Raw genomic sequence first — 12,935 nt, 5'->3', positions numbered from 1 at the left:
AGAAAAAACTGACGGGGAAGGGTTTGCCCTGACCCAAAAGAAAGGAAGTAATCCCCATGTACGATCCCAAATCCAGAAAAGCAGAGGACTTCATCAACCACCAGGAGATCCTGGACTCCCTGGCCTACGCCGATGCCCATAAGAACGATGTGGCCGTCATCGACGCTATCCTGGAAAAGGCCAGGCTCCGCAAGGGCCTAACCCACCGGGAGGCCTCCGTGCTGCTGGCCTGCGAGCTGGAGGACAAGAACCAGGAGATCTATGAGCTGGCCCGCCAGATCAAGAAGGACTTTTACGGGGACCGCATTGTCATGTTCGCCCCCCTGTATCTGTCCAACTACTGCGTCAACGGCTGCCTCTACTGCCCCTACCACGCCAAGAACAAGCACATCCCCCGCAAGAAGCTGACCCAGGAGGAGATCCGGGCCGAGGTCATCGCCCTCCAGGACATGGGCCACAAGCGGCTGGCGCTGGAGGCGGGCGAGGACCCGGTGAACAATCCTCTGGAGTACATTCTGGAGTCCATCAAGACCATCTACTCCATCAAGCACAAGAACGGGGCAATCCGCCGGGTGAACGTGAACATCGCCGCCACCACGGTGGAGGACTACCGCAAGCTGAAGGAGGCCGGGATCGGCACCTACATCCTGTTCCAGGAGACCTACCACAAGGAGAGCTATGAGAAGCTCCATCCCACCGGACCCAAGAGCAACTACGCCTATCACACCGAGGCCCACGACCGGGCCATGGAGGGCGGCATCGACGACGTGGGCCTGGGCGTGCTCTTCGGTCTGGAGCTGTACCGCTATGAGTTTGCCGGTCTGCTGATGCACGCCGAGCACCTGGAGGCGGTGTTCGGCGTAGGCCCCCACACCATCAGCGTGCCCCGTGTGTGCCCCGCCGACGATATCGACCCCGGCGCCTTTGACAACGGCATCTCCGACGAGATCTTTGAAAAGATCGTGGCCTGCATCCGGGTGGCAGTGCCCTACACCGGCATGATCATCTCCACCCGTGAGTCCCAGAAGGTGCGCCAGCGGGTGCTGGAGCTGGGCATCTCCCAGATCTCCGGCGGGTCCCGCACCAGCGTGGGCGGCTATGTGGAGCAGGAGCCGGAGGAGGAGTCCTCCGCCCAGTTCGACGTGTCCGACACCCGTACCCTGGACGAGGTGGTGCGCTGGCTGATGGAGCTGGGCTATGTGCCCTCCTTCTGTACCGCCTGCTACCGGGAGGGCCGCACCGGCGACCGGTTCATGTCCCTGTGCAAGGCGGGCCAGATCCAGAACTGCTGCCTGCCCAACGCCCTCATGACCTTGAAGGAGTACCTGATGGACTATGCCGCCCCCGAGACGAAGGCGGTGGGCGAACAGGTCATCGTCCAGCAGCAGGCCTACATCACCAATCCCAAGGTGAAGGAGATCGTGGCCGAACGGCTGGTGAAGATCGCCCAGGGCGAGCGGGATTTCCGGTTCTGATCCTATGACTTGAATGTTCGCAACGGGGCGGCCTCCGGGCCGCCCTGTCTGCTATCCGAATAAGGAGGTCTTTCCTATGAGCCTGAACGCTACCCCCGCCGGCGAGCGGGTCCACATCGCATTTTTCGGCCGGCGCAACGCCGGCAAGTCCAGCCTGGTCAACGCCTTTACCGGACAGGATCTGGCTATCGTGTCCGACGTGAAGGGAACCACCACCGACCCGGTGTACAAGGCCATGGAGCTGCTCCCTCTGGGCCCGGTGCAGATCATCGACACCCCCGGCATCGACGACGAGGGCGCCCTGGGTGAACTGCGGGTGAAAAAAACCCGGCAGGTGCTGAACAAGACCGACCTTGCCATTCTGGTGGCCGACGCCACCCAGCCCCTGGGCAAGGCAGAGGAGGAACTGATTTCTCTTATCAAGGATAAGGGCATCCCCTATCTGCTGGCCTGGAACAAGGCCGACCTGCTGGACAGCGTGCCCGAGGCGGGGGAGAATACCCTGTGGGTGAGCGCCCTCACCGGGCTCCACATCCACGAATTGAAGGAGAAGGCCGCCCGGCTGGCGGGGCAGGAGGGCCCAAAGCGGCCCCTCATCGCCGATCTTCTTCAGCCTGGCGACACGGTGGTGCTGGTGGTGCCCATCGACAAGGCGGCCCCCAAGGGCCGGCTGATCCTGCCCCAGCAGCAGACCATCCGGGACGTGCTGGAGGCGGGAGCTGCCGCCCTGGTGTGCCGGGACACCGAGCTGGCCCTCACCCTGGCGGGGCTGCCCAAGCCGCCCCGTCTGGTGGTCACCGACAGCCAGGTGTTCGGAAAGGTGGCCAAGATCGTGCCCCGTGAGGTGCCCCTCACCTCCTTCTCCATCCTTATGGCCCGGTACAAGGGCGATCTGGCCCTCACGGTGGAGGGGGCCCGGGCGGTGAAGGAGCTGAGGGCCGGGGACAAGGTGCTTATCGCCGAGGGCTGCACCCACCACCGCCAGTGCGAGGACATCGGCACGGTAAAGCTGCCCCGCTGGATCAAGGAAGCCACCGGGGTGGAGCCGGACTACACCTTCTGCTCCGGTCGGGAGTACCCGGAGGACTTGACGCCCTACAAGCTGGTGATTCACTGCGGAGGCTGCACCCTGGGGGAGCGGGAGATGAAGTACCGCCAGCGCACCGCCGCCGATCAGGGCATCCCTATCACCAACTACGGCATCCTGATCGCCTCCCTCAACGGCATTCTGGAGCGCACTCTGGAGCCCTTCCCGGAATTTCATAGATGAAAAAAGGACCGCTGCATCGCAGCGGTCCTTTTTATGTTTGTCAGCCCTGATAGATCTCCTTGGCGTACCGGACGGTGGCCATGGCGTCCTTGGCGTAGCAGTCCGCCCCGATCTGGTCGGCGTAGGCGGGGGTCAGCACCGCGCCGCCCACCACGATCTTCACCTGGGGGCAGGTCTCCCGCAGCTGGCGGATGGTCTCCTCCATGCTCACCACGGTGGTGGTCATCAGGGCGCTGAGGCCCACCAGTTTCACGCCGGGCTGTCCGGCGGCCTCCACGATGCGCTCCGGGGCCACGTCCCGGCCCAGGTCGATGACGGCAAAGCTGTAGTTTTCCAGCAGGACCTTAACGATGTTCTTGCCGATGTCGTGGATGTCCCCCTTGACGGTGGCCAGCACCACGGCCCCCTGGCTGGGCCGGTCCTCGCCGGACATGGCATTCTGTACCACCTCAAAGGCGGCCTTGGCAGCCTCGGCGCTCATGAGCAGCTGGGGCAGGAAGAGGGTGCCCTTCTCAAAGCCCTGACCCACCTGGTCCAGGGCGGGGATGAGCACGCTGTCCACGATGTCCAGGGGGGGCTTGCCGCCGTCCAGGGCGGCCTGAGCGGCCTGGGCCGCTCCCTCCTTGCTGCCCCGCAGGACGCAGTCGGTGAGGGAGGGACCATCCCCGGCGGCCACCGGGGCGGCAGGAGTTTCCTGCCCGCCGTAGGCGGCGATGTAGAGGCCGCATTGGGGGTCCAGACCCATCAGGGCCTGATAGCCCCGCCAGGCCCCCATCATGGCGGCGTTGTTGGGGTTGAGGATGGCGCAGTCCAGCCCCTGCTGGAGGGCCATGGTAAAGAAAGCGGTGTTCACCAGCTCCCGCTTGGGGAGACCGAAGGACACGTTGGATACGCCCAGGATGGTGGATACCCCCAGTTCCTTCTTGATGCGGCCCACCGCCTCCAGGGTAATCTTGGCGGCCTCCGGCTCGGAGGAGATGGTGAGAGTCAGGGGATCGATGACGATCTCCTTTCTGGGGATGCCGTACTGGGCGGCGGTGTCGCAGATCTTTTTGGCAATGGCCAGCCGGCCCTCCGCCGTGGGAGGGATACCGTTCTCGTCCAGGGCCAGGCCCACCACCACGCCGCCGTACTTCTTCACCAGAGGGAAGAGGGCGGCCATGCTTTCGGCCTTGCCGGACACCGAGTTGAGCATGGGCTTGCCGTTGTAGCGGCGCATGGCCCGCTCCATGGCCTCCGGGTCGGAGGTATCCAACTGGAGGGGGAGAGGGAGGACAGCCTGGAGGGACTCCATCACCTCCACCAGCAGGGCGGGCTCGTCGATCTCGGGCAGGCCCACGTTCACGTCCAGTACCTGGGCCCCCGCCTCCTCCTGGGCAAAGGCCTCGTTGAGGAGGTACTCAATGTTGTGGTCCCGCAGGGCCTGCTGGAACTTCTTCTTGCCGGTGGGATTGATGCGCTCGCCAATGACCACCGGGGCGGGGCCGATCTCCACCGCCTGGGCATAGGAGGACACCAGGGTGCGGACGCGGTCTACGGCAGGGGTAAAGGGTTTGTCCCGGCACACCTCCACGGCCGCCTTGATGTGGTCGGGGGTGGTGCCGCAGCAGCCGCCTAGCACCTGGACGCCCAGGTCGGCGATGGCCCCCATGTGGACGGCAAACTCCGCCGGGCCCACGTCAAAGACGGTGCAGCCGTCGCAGGCGTGGGGCAGACCGGCGTTGGGGTTGACGATCAGAGGCACCGAGGCATATTCCACCAGCTGCTTCACGATGGGCAGCATCTGGGCGGGGCCCAGGCCGCAGTTGACGCCCAGAGCGTCCACGCCCAGGCCCTCCAGCAGGGCCACGGTGGAGGCGGGGGTGCCGCCGGTGAGCAGCTTGCCGTTCTCCCCGTACACGGTGGTCACCACCACCGGCAGGTCGCAGTTCTCCTTGGCGGCCAGCACGGCGGCCTTGGCCTCGTAGGAGTCGCTCATGGTTTCGATAAGTACCAGGTCGGCCCCGGCGGCGGCCCCCGCTTTTACCACCTGGGCGTACAGGGCCACCGCGTCCTCAAAGTCCAGGTCGCCCATGGGCTTGAGCAGCTTGCCGGTGGGCCCCATGTCCAGGGCCACGAACACGTCGGGCCGGGGGTCGGCGTCCCTGGCCTCGCAGGCCAGACGTACACCGGCGGTCACCAGCGCCTCCAGATCAAACTCCCCGCCGGCGGGAAACTTCAGGCCGTTGGCTCCGAAGGTGTTGGTACACAGGATATTGCTCCCCGCCGCCAGGTAGGCCCGGTGGAGGGCGGAAATGCGGTCCGGATGGAGCAGGTTCCAGGTCTCGGGCAGCTCGCCGCCCTTCAGACCCTGGGCCTGGAGCAGGGTGCCGGTGCCGCCGTCAAAAAACAGGCGCTGGCTGTGCAGCGCGTCGATGAATTTCATTTGGCATCTCTCCTGAACGTGCAATTTACCTTGGAACAGGTGGCGCAGCCCCCGGCGTGGCACTTGCCCGGGGTTTTGGCCAGGCCGATCACCGCCGTCACCGACTTGATGGGGGCCAGCAGGCAGGTGTCGGTGGCGGTAAGGCCGATCTTCCGGGGACTGTCCAACCGCCGCAGCAGTTCGGGCTGGGCGGTGAGGGGGAAGTCCCCGTAGCCGGGGCTGAACCGGGGGCGCAGGTATTTGCCGGGATAGCGCTGGGCCAGCTGATCGCAAGCGTGGTCGCATACCGCCTCGATGAGGGCGGCGGCTACCGCCTGGTCCAAGGCGGCCCGGGCCACCTGGCCCGCCGCCGAGCGGGCGATGAGCCGGTCCACCCCCACTCCCAGGGTGGCCCCGAAGAGGATGGCGGCGGTGCAGCCGTCCAGGTGGGCCCGCAGCTTTTCGCTGTCAATGGACCAGTCCCCCAGCTCCACTCCGCCGGGGCGGAGGGTGAGGGGGACCTCCAGAGAAGTCCACCGGGGGTCGGCGGCCTCCTCCACCGCCTGGATGCGCTCTTCCAGCAGGGCGGCGGTGGCCTCGTCGGGCTGGGCGCCCCGGTAGCCCAGATAGCGCAGGGCCTCGGACCGGGGGGTGTGGATCATTTCAGGACCTCCGACAGGCTGGCCTGGATGGAGGCGGCGATCTCGGGCTTGTTCATGGAGTAGATGTGGATGTGCTCCACGCCGTTGGCGATGAGGTCGATGATCTGCTCGGCGGCGTAGGCCACACCGGCCTGGCGCATGGCGGCGGGGTTGTCCCCGAACCGGTCCACAATGGCCTTGAACCGCTCGGGCAGGTAGGTGCCGGACAACTTGCAGATGCGGGCGATCTGCTTGCCGTTGGTCACCGGCATGATGCCCGCCACCACCGGCACGGTGATCCCCTTCTCCCGGATGCGGTAGAGGAAGTTGTAGAGGATGTTGTTGTCAAAGAACATCTGGGTGGTGAGGAACTGGCAGCCCGCCTCCACCTTGGCTTTCAGGTGGTCGATGTCGGCGTTCTTAGTGGGGGACTCGGGGTGTCCCTCGGGGTAGCAGGCGCCACCGATGCAGAAGTCGCCGTGGGCCTTGATGTCTTTGACCAGCTGGGCGGCGTACTGGTAGTCGTGGGCGGGAGCGCCTCCCTCAGGAATGTCGCCCCGCAGGGCCAGCACGTTCTGGATGCCCTTTTCCTTCAGGTGCTCCAGCACCTGGGCCACGTGGTCCCGGGTGGAGGAGGCGCAGGTCAGGTGGGCCAGCACGTCCACGCCGTACTGCTGCTGGATGCCGGCGGCAATGCCAACGGTGTAGTCGCTGGTGCCGCCGCCGGCGCCGTAGGTGACGCTCATAAAGTCAGGGCGCAGGGCGGCGATGTCCTGGGTGGCCTTGGCTACCGAGTCATAGGTGTCGCTGGTCTTGGGGGGGAAAACCTCAAAGGACAGCGTGGGGCGGTCCTGGTTCAAAATGTCAATAATCTTCATGGAAGCAGCTCCTTTGCTTGGGGAATTGGGAAACATTATATCACAGATGGGGGGAAAATCCTATCGCTTATCAAAAAGAAAGGGCCAGCTGTTTGACAGCTGACCCTTTTGCGCGTGTTACTTCTGTTCGGCTTCCCGCTCCCGGTCGGCCATGGCCTTGGCGATCTCCTGGAATTTGGCGGCGATGTAGCCGTAGTTCTCCCGCTTGTGGGGGAGGGTACAGTTGCTGCAATCCTTGATGCCGCTGTCCAGATACTTGAAGTTGCCGCCGCAGTCCCGGCCCAGCATATATAGCGGGCAGTAGCAGAACAGGCAGTTGAAGTCCTGTCCCTCGGGGACCTTGTGGCAGGGGTAGTACTCGCACTCCTTGTTGGTGTAGAAGGAGAAGTGCTTGCCTTCCCAATAGGGTTTGTTCTCTTCCATGACCGCGCCCCTTTCCGTGCGATTCTGTTCTCCCATGATACACGGAGGGTATGGGGTCTGTCAAGGCGCTTACGCTTTGCCTGCCGCCTTCAGGCCCGCCAGCACCCGGCAGGGGGTCAGGGGGAACTCATGGAAGCGCACACCGGTGGCGTCGGCCACCGCGTTGCCGATGGCGGCCAGGGTGGGGTTGACGCCGCACTCGCCGATGCCGATGATGCCGAATACGCCGGAGGGGTCCGGATTCTCCACCAGGATGGACTCGATCTCCGGCCGGTCGTCGGCGGTGGGCAGCATATAGGAGTGGAAGCCCTTGTTGTAGAAGCCCTTGCCCTCCACATAGGTCATCTCTTCCCGGACGGCGTAGCCCACGCCCTGGAGCACGCCGCCCTCGATCTGGCCCCGGCACAGAGGCGGGTTGACCGCCTTGCCCACGTCGTGGGCGGCGGCTACCTTGATGACCTTCACCATGCCGGTCTCCATGTCCACCTCCACCTCGGCGGCCTGGGCGTAGAAGGGGAGACAGTTGGGGGGCACCTGGCAGGAGGAGGCAAGGAACTGCTTGCCCTCCAGATGGGCCTGGGAGGCCATGTCGGCCAGGGTGGCCACCTGCTTGCCGTCGCAGGTGATGATGCCGTCGGTCATATCCAGGTTTTCCGGATCGATGCCCAGCTTGGGCCCCACCCAGTCAAAAATGTCCTTCCGCAGCTTTTTACCGGCGTCGGCCATGACATAGCTGACGGTGTACAGGGTGCGGGTGGCGTGGGAGCCGATGTCGAAGGGGGCGGCATCGGTGTCGCCGAACTTCATGACAGCGTCCTTGTAGGGTACCCCGATGAGGTCGGCGGCCACCTGGAGACAGGCGGTGGTGGAGCCGGGGCCGATCTCCGGGATGGAGGAGTTGACGAAGAGGGTGCCGTCCCGCTCGATGCGGAGAATGACGGTGTTGTAGTCCACGCAGAAGGGGGCGGCGTTGCTGACGTGGGTACCGGCGGAGATGCCCACGCCCCGGCGGATGCGGCTGGTCTGCTCATTGGCCTTGCCGTGCTTGTCATACCAGCCGATGGCGGCGGCCGCCTTGTCCAGGCACTCGTTGGTGCCGCAGGAGCCAGGCGGGAAGGGGAACCAGTTCTTGGTGTCCTCCCGGGTGGAGTTCTTCTTCCGCAGCTCGATGGGGTCCATACCCAGCTTTTCCGCCATCAGCTCAATGGCGGGCTCCACTACGGCATTGCCCTGGGGGGTGCCGAAGCCGCGCATGGCGCCGGCGGTCATCTGGTTGGTGTACACTGGCCAGCCGGTGTAGCGGAAGTTGGGGATCTCGTAGGCCCCGGCGGTGCCGCAGGCGCCGCACACGCCCACCAGGTCGGTGCCGAAGGTGGCGTAGGCGCCGGTGTTCAGCCAGGCCTGGGTGTCAATGGCCACAAAGGTGCCGTCGGCCTTGGCGCCCAGCTTGCACTTCAGATAGCCGCCGTGGCGGGAGTCGGAGCAGGTGAAGTCCTCCTCACGGGTGTAGATCAGCTTGACGGGGCGGAAGCACTGCATGGACAGGGCAGCCGCCAGAATCTCCGCCTTGCCGGACAGGCCTATGCGCACGCCGAAGCCGCCGCCCACATAGGGGGCGTTCTTCACGGTGACCTTACTCACCGGAAGGTCCAGGGCCTCGGCCAAAATCATCTTGGTGGGGTAGAGGGACTGGGTGGTGCAGATGACCTCCAGCCGTCCGTCGGGTTTGTAGGTGGCCACCGCGCCGTGGGGCTCCATCTGGGCCTGCTTCACCCGGGGCAGGGTCACGTCGTACTCCACCACCGCGTCGCACTGGTCAAAGGCGGAGGTGGGATCGCCGCCGAATTCCAGCACGATGGGCCCGCCGCAGATGTTATGAAAATCGGGGTTGGCAAACTTGGGCTGGACCTCGGGGGACTCGGGCTTGACGGCCTCCAGGGGGTCGTAGACGGCGGGCAGCTCCTGCCACTCTACCTTAATGAGCTTCACCGCCTGCTCGGCAATGGCCTCGGTGTCGGCGGCCACGGCGGCCACCTCGTCGCCGATGTACTTGGGCTCGTCGGTGAAGATGGTCTGATCCAGCACCGGCTTGTGGGGCAGGGGGGTGATGAACATGGGGGCCGCCCCATTCCACACCTTGTTGGAGGTGTTCTTGAAGGTGCACACCGCCCGCACGCCGGGCAGGGCCTCGGCCGCGGAGGTGTCAATGCTCAGCACCTTGGCGTGGGCGTAGGGGCTGCGCAGCACCTTGCCGTATACCATCCGGGGCAGGGTCACGTCGAAGGTGAACAGGCCCCGACCGGTAACCTTGTCAAAGCCGTCGTTACGGGGAATGCTTTGTCCTACATATTTCATGCTCCTCACTCCCCCTTCTGGATGCGCTGGGCGGCGGCCTCCACCGCCCGCTCGATGTTGACGTATCCGGTGCAGCGGCAGATGTTGCCGCCCAGAGCCTCCCGGATCTCCTCCTTTTTAGGCTCCGGGTTCTCATCCAGCAGGGCCTTGGCCGACATGATCATGCCGGGGGTGCAGAAGCCGCACTGGACGGCCCCCTGGTTGATAAACTCCTCCTGCAGGGGGTGGAGCTTGCCGTTTTTGGCCACACCCTCGATGGTCTGGATGACGGCCCCCTCCGCCCGCAGTACGGGGATGATGCAGGAGGTCACCGATTTGCCGTCCATGATGATGGTGCAGGCGCCGCACTCCCCCTTGCCGCAGCCGATCTTGGTGCCGGTGAGGTAGAGATTGTCCCGCAGGAACTGGGCCAGGGAGATGGAGGGGTCCACCTCCGCCGTAATGGCCTCGCCGTTGATGGTGGTATGTAAAACAGCCATGTCAATTCCGCCTTTCTCTCAATGTGCCAGCTGATCCCGGCAGGCCTCCAGGGCCCGGCGGATGATCACCGGCAGGGTGTCCAGCCGGTACTCCCGGCTGCCTCGCAGGGGGTTGCTTCTGGGGTTGGCGTTTTCCAGGGCCAGCTGTCCGGCCTGGGCCATGTTCTCATCGGTGAGAGGCTTGCCCGCCAGGAAGGCCTCGGCTGCCTGGGCCCGCACGGGGCCCACGCCCACGGGGGCCATGGTGATCCGGGCCCAGGTGACCAGGCCGTCCTCTACATGGACCATGGCGGCGCAGTTGAGCATGGGCAGGGACAGGGATTTCCGCAGCTCCAGCCGCACAAAGGAAGCGGCCTCCCCGGGCTGGGGCAGAGGAATGGAGATCTTGGTCACTAGCTCCCGGCTGTGGTCGATGGTGCTGCGGGCGAAGCCGGCGTACATCTCACCCATGGACAGCTGCCGCTCCCCCTGGGCGGACAGGACGGTAAAGGTGGGGGCCAGGGGGGCCAGGGACATGGCGCCGTCGCCGGCGGGCTGGGCGCTGACCACGTTGCCCACCAGAGTGGCCGAGTTGCGGATCTGGAGGGACCCTACCGTGCCGCAGCCCTGGGCCAGGGAGGGGAAGTATTGGCGGACCAGCGGCGAGCGGGCGATGGTGGTCAGGGTGACGGCGGCGCCGATGACCAGTTTGCCGTCCTCCACGGTGATGCCGCACAGCTCGGGTACCCGGGTCACATCCACCCACACCTGGGGCTGTACCTTCCCGGCCTTGAAATCCACCATCAGGTCAGTGCCGCCGGCCAAGACCACGGCTCCGCCATCGGCCTGAGCCAGCGTGTCCAGCACTTGCTGGACGGACGATGCGTTCACATATTCCATGGTATACTCCTCTCCTTTAAAACAGAATCATGAGGATTAAAACTAAACTATAATTATATTTAAACCTTTTGGTACAGGAAAGTCAAATGAATGGTTCGGACACGAACAAAGATTGGAAAAATCCGAAAGAGTGCCGACAAAGGGAGGATGAGAAAAGTGAAACAGACAAAACGAATATAAAAAGTGCTAAGTTTTCCAGGATTACCTGGTGGTAATGGGGTAAATCGATAAAGAAAATTTACGTTGTGTTTTTGAAAACACAACGATATAATGGCCATAGAAGCAAAATCCGCCCGGCATAGCAGCCGGACGGCAGAGAAGGGAGCGGGCCATGCGGGGGGAAGGAAAATTCTATCTGACGGATGAGACGGGGCGGCGGATCTTCGGGCCGGGACCGGCGGAGCTGCTGGAGCAGGTGGAGCGGACCGGCTCCCTGCGGGCGGCCGCCCAGAAAATGGGACTGTCCTACTCCAAAGCCCTGAGAATCCTCCACACGGCGGAGCGTGGGCTGGCTATGCCCCTGGTGAGTACCGAGGCGGGGGGCCTGGGGGGCGGCGGCAGCACCATCACGCCCCAGGCCAAGGCCCTGCTGGCCTGGTTCCGGCAGGCCCGGCAGGCGGTGCAGGAGGCCGCCCAGGCTCAGCTGGACCGCCTGCCCCAGGATGGCCAATAGGATAGAAAAGAACAGCGCCCCGTTGGAGAAAAGCTCTCCAACGGGGCGCTGTTTACAGGTGAAATGGTTACTGCTCCTCCCGCAGGACGATGTGATCCTTGTCCTTATAGATGCTGTGGGCGGGAATGACGCCCCGGACACAGGAGGTGGGGTAGACGCTGCTGTGGCGGCCCAGAATGGTACCGGGGTTGAGGACCGAGTTGCAGCCCACTTCCACAAAGTCGCCCAGGATGGCGCCCATCTTCTTCCGGCCGGTGGGGATGGGGGTCTCCCCCTTCACCACCACCAGGGTCTTGTCGGACTTGACGTTGGAGGTGATGGAGCCGGCGCCCATGTGGCTCTTGTAGCCCAGGATGGAGTCGCCCACATAGTTGTAGTGGGGGGTCTGGACGTTGTCGAAGAGAATGACGTTTTTCAGCTCCACCGAGTTGCCCACCACGCAGTGGGCTCCCACCAGAGCGGAGCCCCGGATAAAGGCGCAGTGGCGCACCTCGGTCCCAGGGCCGATGATGCAGGGCGCACCCAGGTAGGCGGTGGGGGCCACCACAGCGGTTTTGTGGACCCAGACGTGCTCCTGGGGCTGGCTGTACTCCTCGGGGGAGAGCTGGCTGCCCAGGGAGAGGATCAGGTCCTTGATGCCGTCCAGGGCCTCCCAGGGGTACTGAAACTGCCGGAGATAATCCCCGGCCAGGGTGTGGGACAGATCGAGCAGATCGGAAATGGTGATGTTCATAGGATACAGGACCTCCTGTTTCATTGAAATCTCAAACTCTTGCCGCAGGGACCTCCTGGGGCAAAGCCATATCCGGGCTGTATTATAGCACAAAGACTGCGTCTTGTCACCAAAACGGCCGTGCTGTGAGTGATGATTCAAAGCACGGCCATTTGTACAGCGCAGAATTACACGCGGCTCAGATCGTCGTCCTTCATGCACAGATGGACGGCGCCCAGCTTGAAGGTCTGGGGCAGAGCCAGGATGTTGGGGTTCTCGCCCACGAACTTCTTCTTGGCGTCCTCCAGAGCCTCCTCGAAGGTAGCCCGGGTCTTGAGGCCCATGCCGCGGGCAATGCCGGGCTCCTGAGCGCCCACGATGTAAATGGCGGAGGTATTTATCTCGGCGATGTGGCCGCAGCTCATCATGGAGAAGCCGTGGAAGGGGTGGAAGGCGTTGCAGAAGCGGTACTTGCGGATATACTCCTGATTGGTGGCAAAGTACTCGCCGTACCGGTCCATGTCGGGCAGGATGTTCATGTAGTCGTGCTGGAACATCTCATACAACTCCCGCAGGTAGGGCCAGCGCTCGTCGTGGAAGTAGCCGTTGCAGATGGAGGAGCAGATGATGACGCAGTTATCTTTCATGACCCGCTTGTGGCAGATGACCTGAGCGGAGAGAGCCTGCATCATCTGGATGGGGTTGGTGCCCATGCCGTTGCCGTAGTGGAAGTTCTGGGGCATACC

11 protein-coding genes and 1 pseudogene are annotated in these 12,935 nt (G+C 64.0%); 3 read left to right on the top strand and 9 right to left on the bottom strand.

Translation table 11 applies throughout. The features are described from left to right. Positions 1-56 precede the first annotated feature (56 nt). Both hydG and hydF read left to right on the top strand, forming a co-directional pair. Positions 57-1,475 carry a [FeFe] hydrogenase H-cluster radical SAM maturase HydG gene (hydG, locus tag IHN22_RS06705; RefSeq protein WP_191434298.1) on the top strand — a complete coding sequence of 473 codons (1,419 nt, stop codon included), beginning with the start codon at positions 57-59 and terminating at the stop codon, positions 1,473-1,475. Between the two features lie 76 nt (positions 1,476-1,551). Beyond that, positions 1,552-2,745, top strand: coding sequence for a [FeFe] hydrogenase H-cluster maturation GTPase HydF (gene hydF, locus IHN22_RS06700; protein ID WP_191434296.1), 1,194 nt, complete (start codon positions 1,552-1,554; stop codon positions 2,743-2,745). A gap of 40 nt (positions 2,746-2,785) precedes the next feature. On the opposite strand, the gene IHN22_RS06695 is transcribed toward hydF, so the two are convergent. From IHN22_RS06695 to IHN22_RS06665, 7 genes are all read right to left on the bottom strand, one after another. Continuing rightward, positions 2,786-5,170, bottom strand: a complete 2,385-nt coding sequence (locus IHN22_RS06695) for a homocysteine S-methyltransferase family protein (protein ID WP_191434295.1) — start codon at positions 5,168-5,170, stop codon at positions 2,786-2,788. Continuing rightward, the gene (locus IHN22_RS06690; protein WP_191434293.1) at positions 5,167-5,811 is read right to left on the bottom strand and encodes a Vitamin B12 dependent methionine synthase activation subunit; all 645 of its coding nucleotides are present in this window, start codon (positions 5,809-5,811) and stop codon (positions 5,167-5,169) included. Before IHN22_RS06690 ends, IHN22_RS06695 begins: the two co-directional genes overlap by 4 nt. Then, on the bottom strand, positions 5,808-6,668 hold the full coding sequence (metF, locus tag IHN22_RS06685) for a methylenetetrahydrofolate reductase [NAD(P)H] (RefSeq protein ID WP_191434291.1): 861 nt from the start codon (positions 6,666-6,668) through the stop codon (positions 5,808-5,810). The genes IHN22_RS06690 and metF overlap by 4 nt, the downstream gene beginning before the upstream one ends. A 117-nt stretch (positions 6,669-6,785) precedes the next feature. Then, positions 6,786-7,091 (bottom strand): cysteine-rich small domain-containing protein, encoded by a 306-nt coding sequence (locus IHN22_RS06680; protein ID WP_087269020.1) that lies wholly within the window; start codon positions 7,089-7,091, stop codon positions 6,786-6,788. Positions 7,092-7,160: 69 nt separating this feature from the next. Then, positions 7,161-9,446, bottom strand: coding sequence for a xanthine dehydrogenase family protein molybdopterin-binding subunit (locus IHN22_RS06675; RefSeq protein ID WP_300985786.1), 2,286 nt, complete (start codon positions 9,444-9,446; stop codon positions 7,161-7,163). Between the two features lie 5 nt (positions 9,447-9,451). Further along, positions 9,452-9,925, bottom strand: a complete 474-nt coding sequence (locus IHN22_RS06670) for a (2Fe-2S)-binding protein (RefSeq protein WP_087329078.1) — start codon at positions 9,923-9,925, stop codon at positions 9,452-9,454. A gap of 18 nt (positions 9,926-9,943) precedes the next feature. Next, positions 9,944-10,804: an FAD binding domain-containing protein gene (locus IHN22_RS06665; protein ID WP_191434288.1), complete on the bottom strand. Its 861-nt coding sequence runs from the start codon at positions 10,802-10,804 to the stop codon at positions 9,944-9,946. A gap of 331 nt (positions 10,805-11,135) precedes the next feature. Here IHN22_RS06665 and IHN22_RS06660 point away from each other — a divergent pair, with 331 nt between their 5' ends. Then, positions 11,136-11,477 carry a winged helix-turn-helix domain-containing protein gene (locus tag IHN22_RS06660; RefSeq protein WP_191434286.1) on the top strand — a complete coding sequence of 114 codons (342 nt, stop codon included), beginning with the start codon at positions 11,136-11,138 and terminating at the stop codon, positions 11,475-11,477. 67 nt (positions 11,478-11,544) lie between these two features. Here the strand turns inward: IHN22_RS06660 and IHN22_RS06655 are convergent, their stop codons facing one another. Together IHN22_RS06655 and IHN22_RS06650 are read right to left on the bottom strand one after the other, a co-directional pair. Then, positions 11,545-12,210 carry a UDP-N-acetylglucosamine pyrophosphorylase gene (locus IHN22_RS06655; RefSeq protein WP_191434285.1) on the bottom strand — a complete coding sequence of 222 codons (666 nt, stop codon included), beginning with the start codon at positions 12,208-12,210 and terminating at the stop codon, positions 11,545-11,547. A gap of 167 nt (positions 12,211-12,377) precedes the next feature. Further along, positions 12,378-12,935 (bottom strand): annotated as a pseudogene (locus IHN22_RS06650) (hypothetical protein); the annotation flags it as partial.

The organism is Flavonifractor sp. An112 (assembly GCF_904377885.1).
Classification (GTDB): domain Bacteria; phylum Bacillota; class Clostridia; order Oscillospirales; family Oscillospiraceae; genus Flavonifractor; species Flavonifractor avicola.
This window is presented reverse-complemented; position numbering and strand designations above follow the sequence as displayed.

What these genes read in the sequence shown, in the direction of transcription:
- hydG (WP_191434298.1), top strand. Translation starts at nt 57, where the DNA reads ATGTACGATCCCAAATCCAGAAAAGCAGAGGACTTCATCAACCACCAG.
- hydF (WP_191434296.1), top strand. Translation starts at nt 1,552, where the DNA reads ATGAGCCTGAACGCTACCCCCGCCGGCGAGCGGGTCCACATCGCATTT.
- IHN22_RS06695 (WP_191434295.1), bottom strand. Translation starts at nt 5,170, where the DNA reads ATGAAATTCATCGACGCGCTGCACAGCCAGCGCCTGTTTTTTGACGGC.
- IHN22_RS06690 (WP_191434293.1), bottom strand. Translation starts at nt 5,811, where the DNA reads ATGATCCACACCCCCCGGTCCGAGGCCCTGCGCTATCTGGGCTACCGG.
- metF (WP_191434291.1), bottom strand. Translation starts at nt 6,668, where the DNA reads ATGAAGATTATTGACATTTTGAACCAGGACCGCCCCACGCTGTCCTTT.
- IHN22_RS06680 (WP_087269020.1), bottom strand. Translation starts at nt 7,091, where the DNA reads ATGGAAGAGAACAAACCCTATTGGGAAGGCAAGCACTTCTCCTTCTAC.
- IHN22_RS06675 (WP_300985786.1), bottom strand. Translation starts at nt 9,446, where the DNA reads ATGAAATATGTAGGACAAAGCATTCCCCGTAACGACGGCTTTGACAAG.
- IHN22_RS06670 (WP_087329078.1), bottom strand. Translation starts at nt 9,925, where the DNA reads ATGGCTGTTTTACATACCACCATCAACGGCGAGGCCATTACGGCGGAG.
- IHN22_RS06665 (WP_191434288.1), bottom strand. Translation starts at nt 10,804, where the DNA reads ATGGAATATGTGAACGCATCGTCCGTCCAGCAAGTGCTGGACACGCTG.
- IHN22_RS06660 (WP_191434286.1), top strand. Translation starts at nt 11,136, where the DNA reads ATGCGGGGGGAAGGAAAATTCTATCTGACGGATGAGACGGGGCGGCGG.
- IHN22_RS06655 (WP_191434285.1), bottom strand. Translation starts at nt 12,210, where the DNA reads ATGAACATCACCATTTCCGATCTGCTCGATCTGTCCCACACCCTGGCC.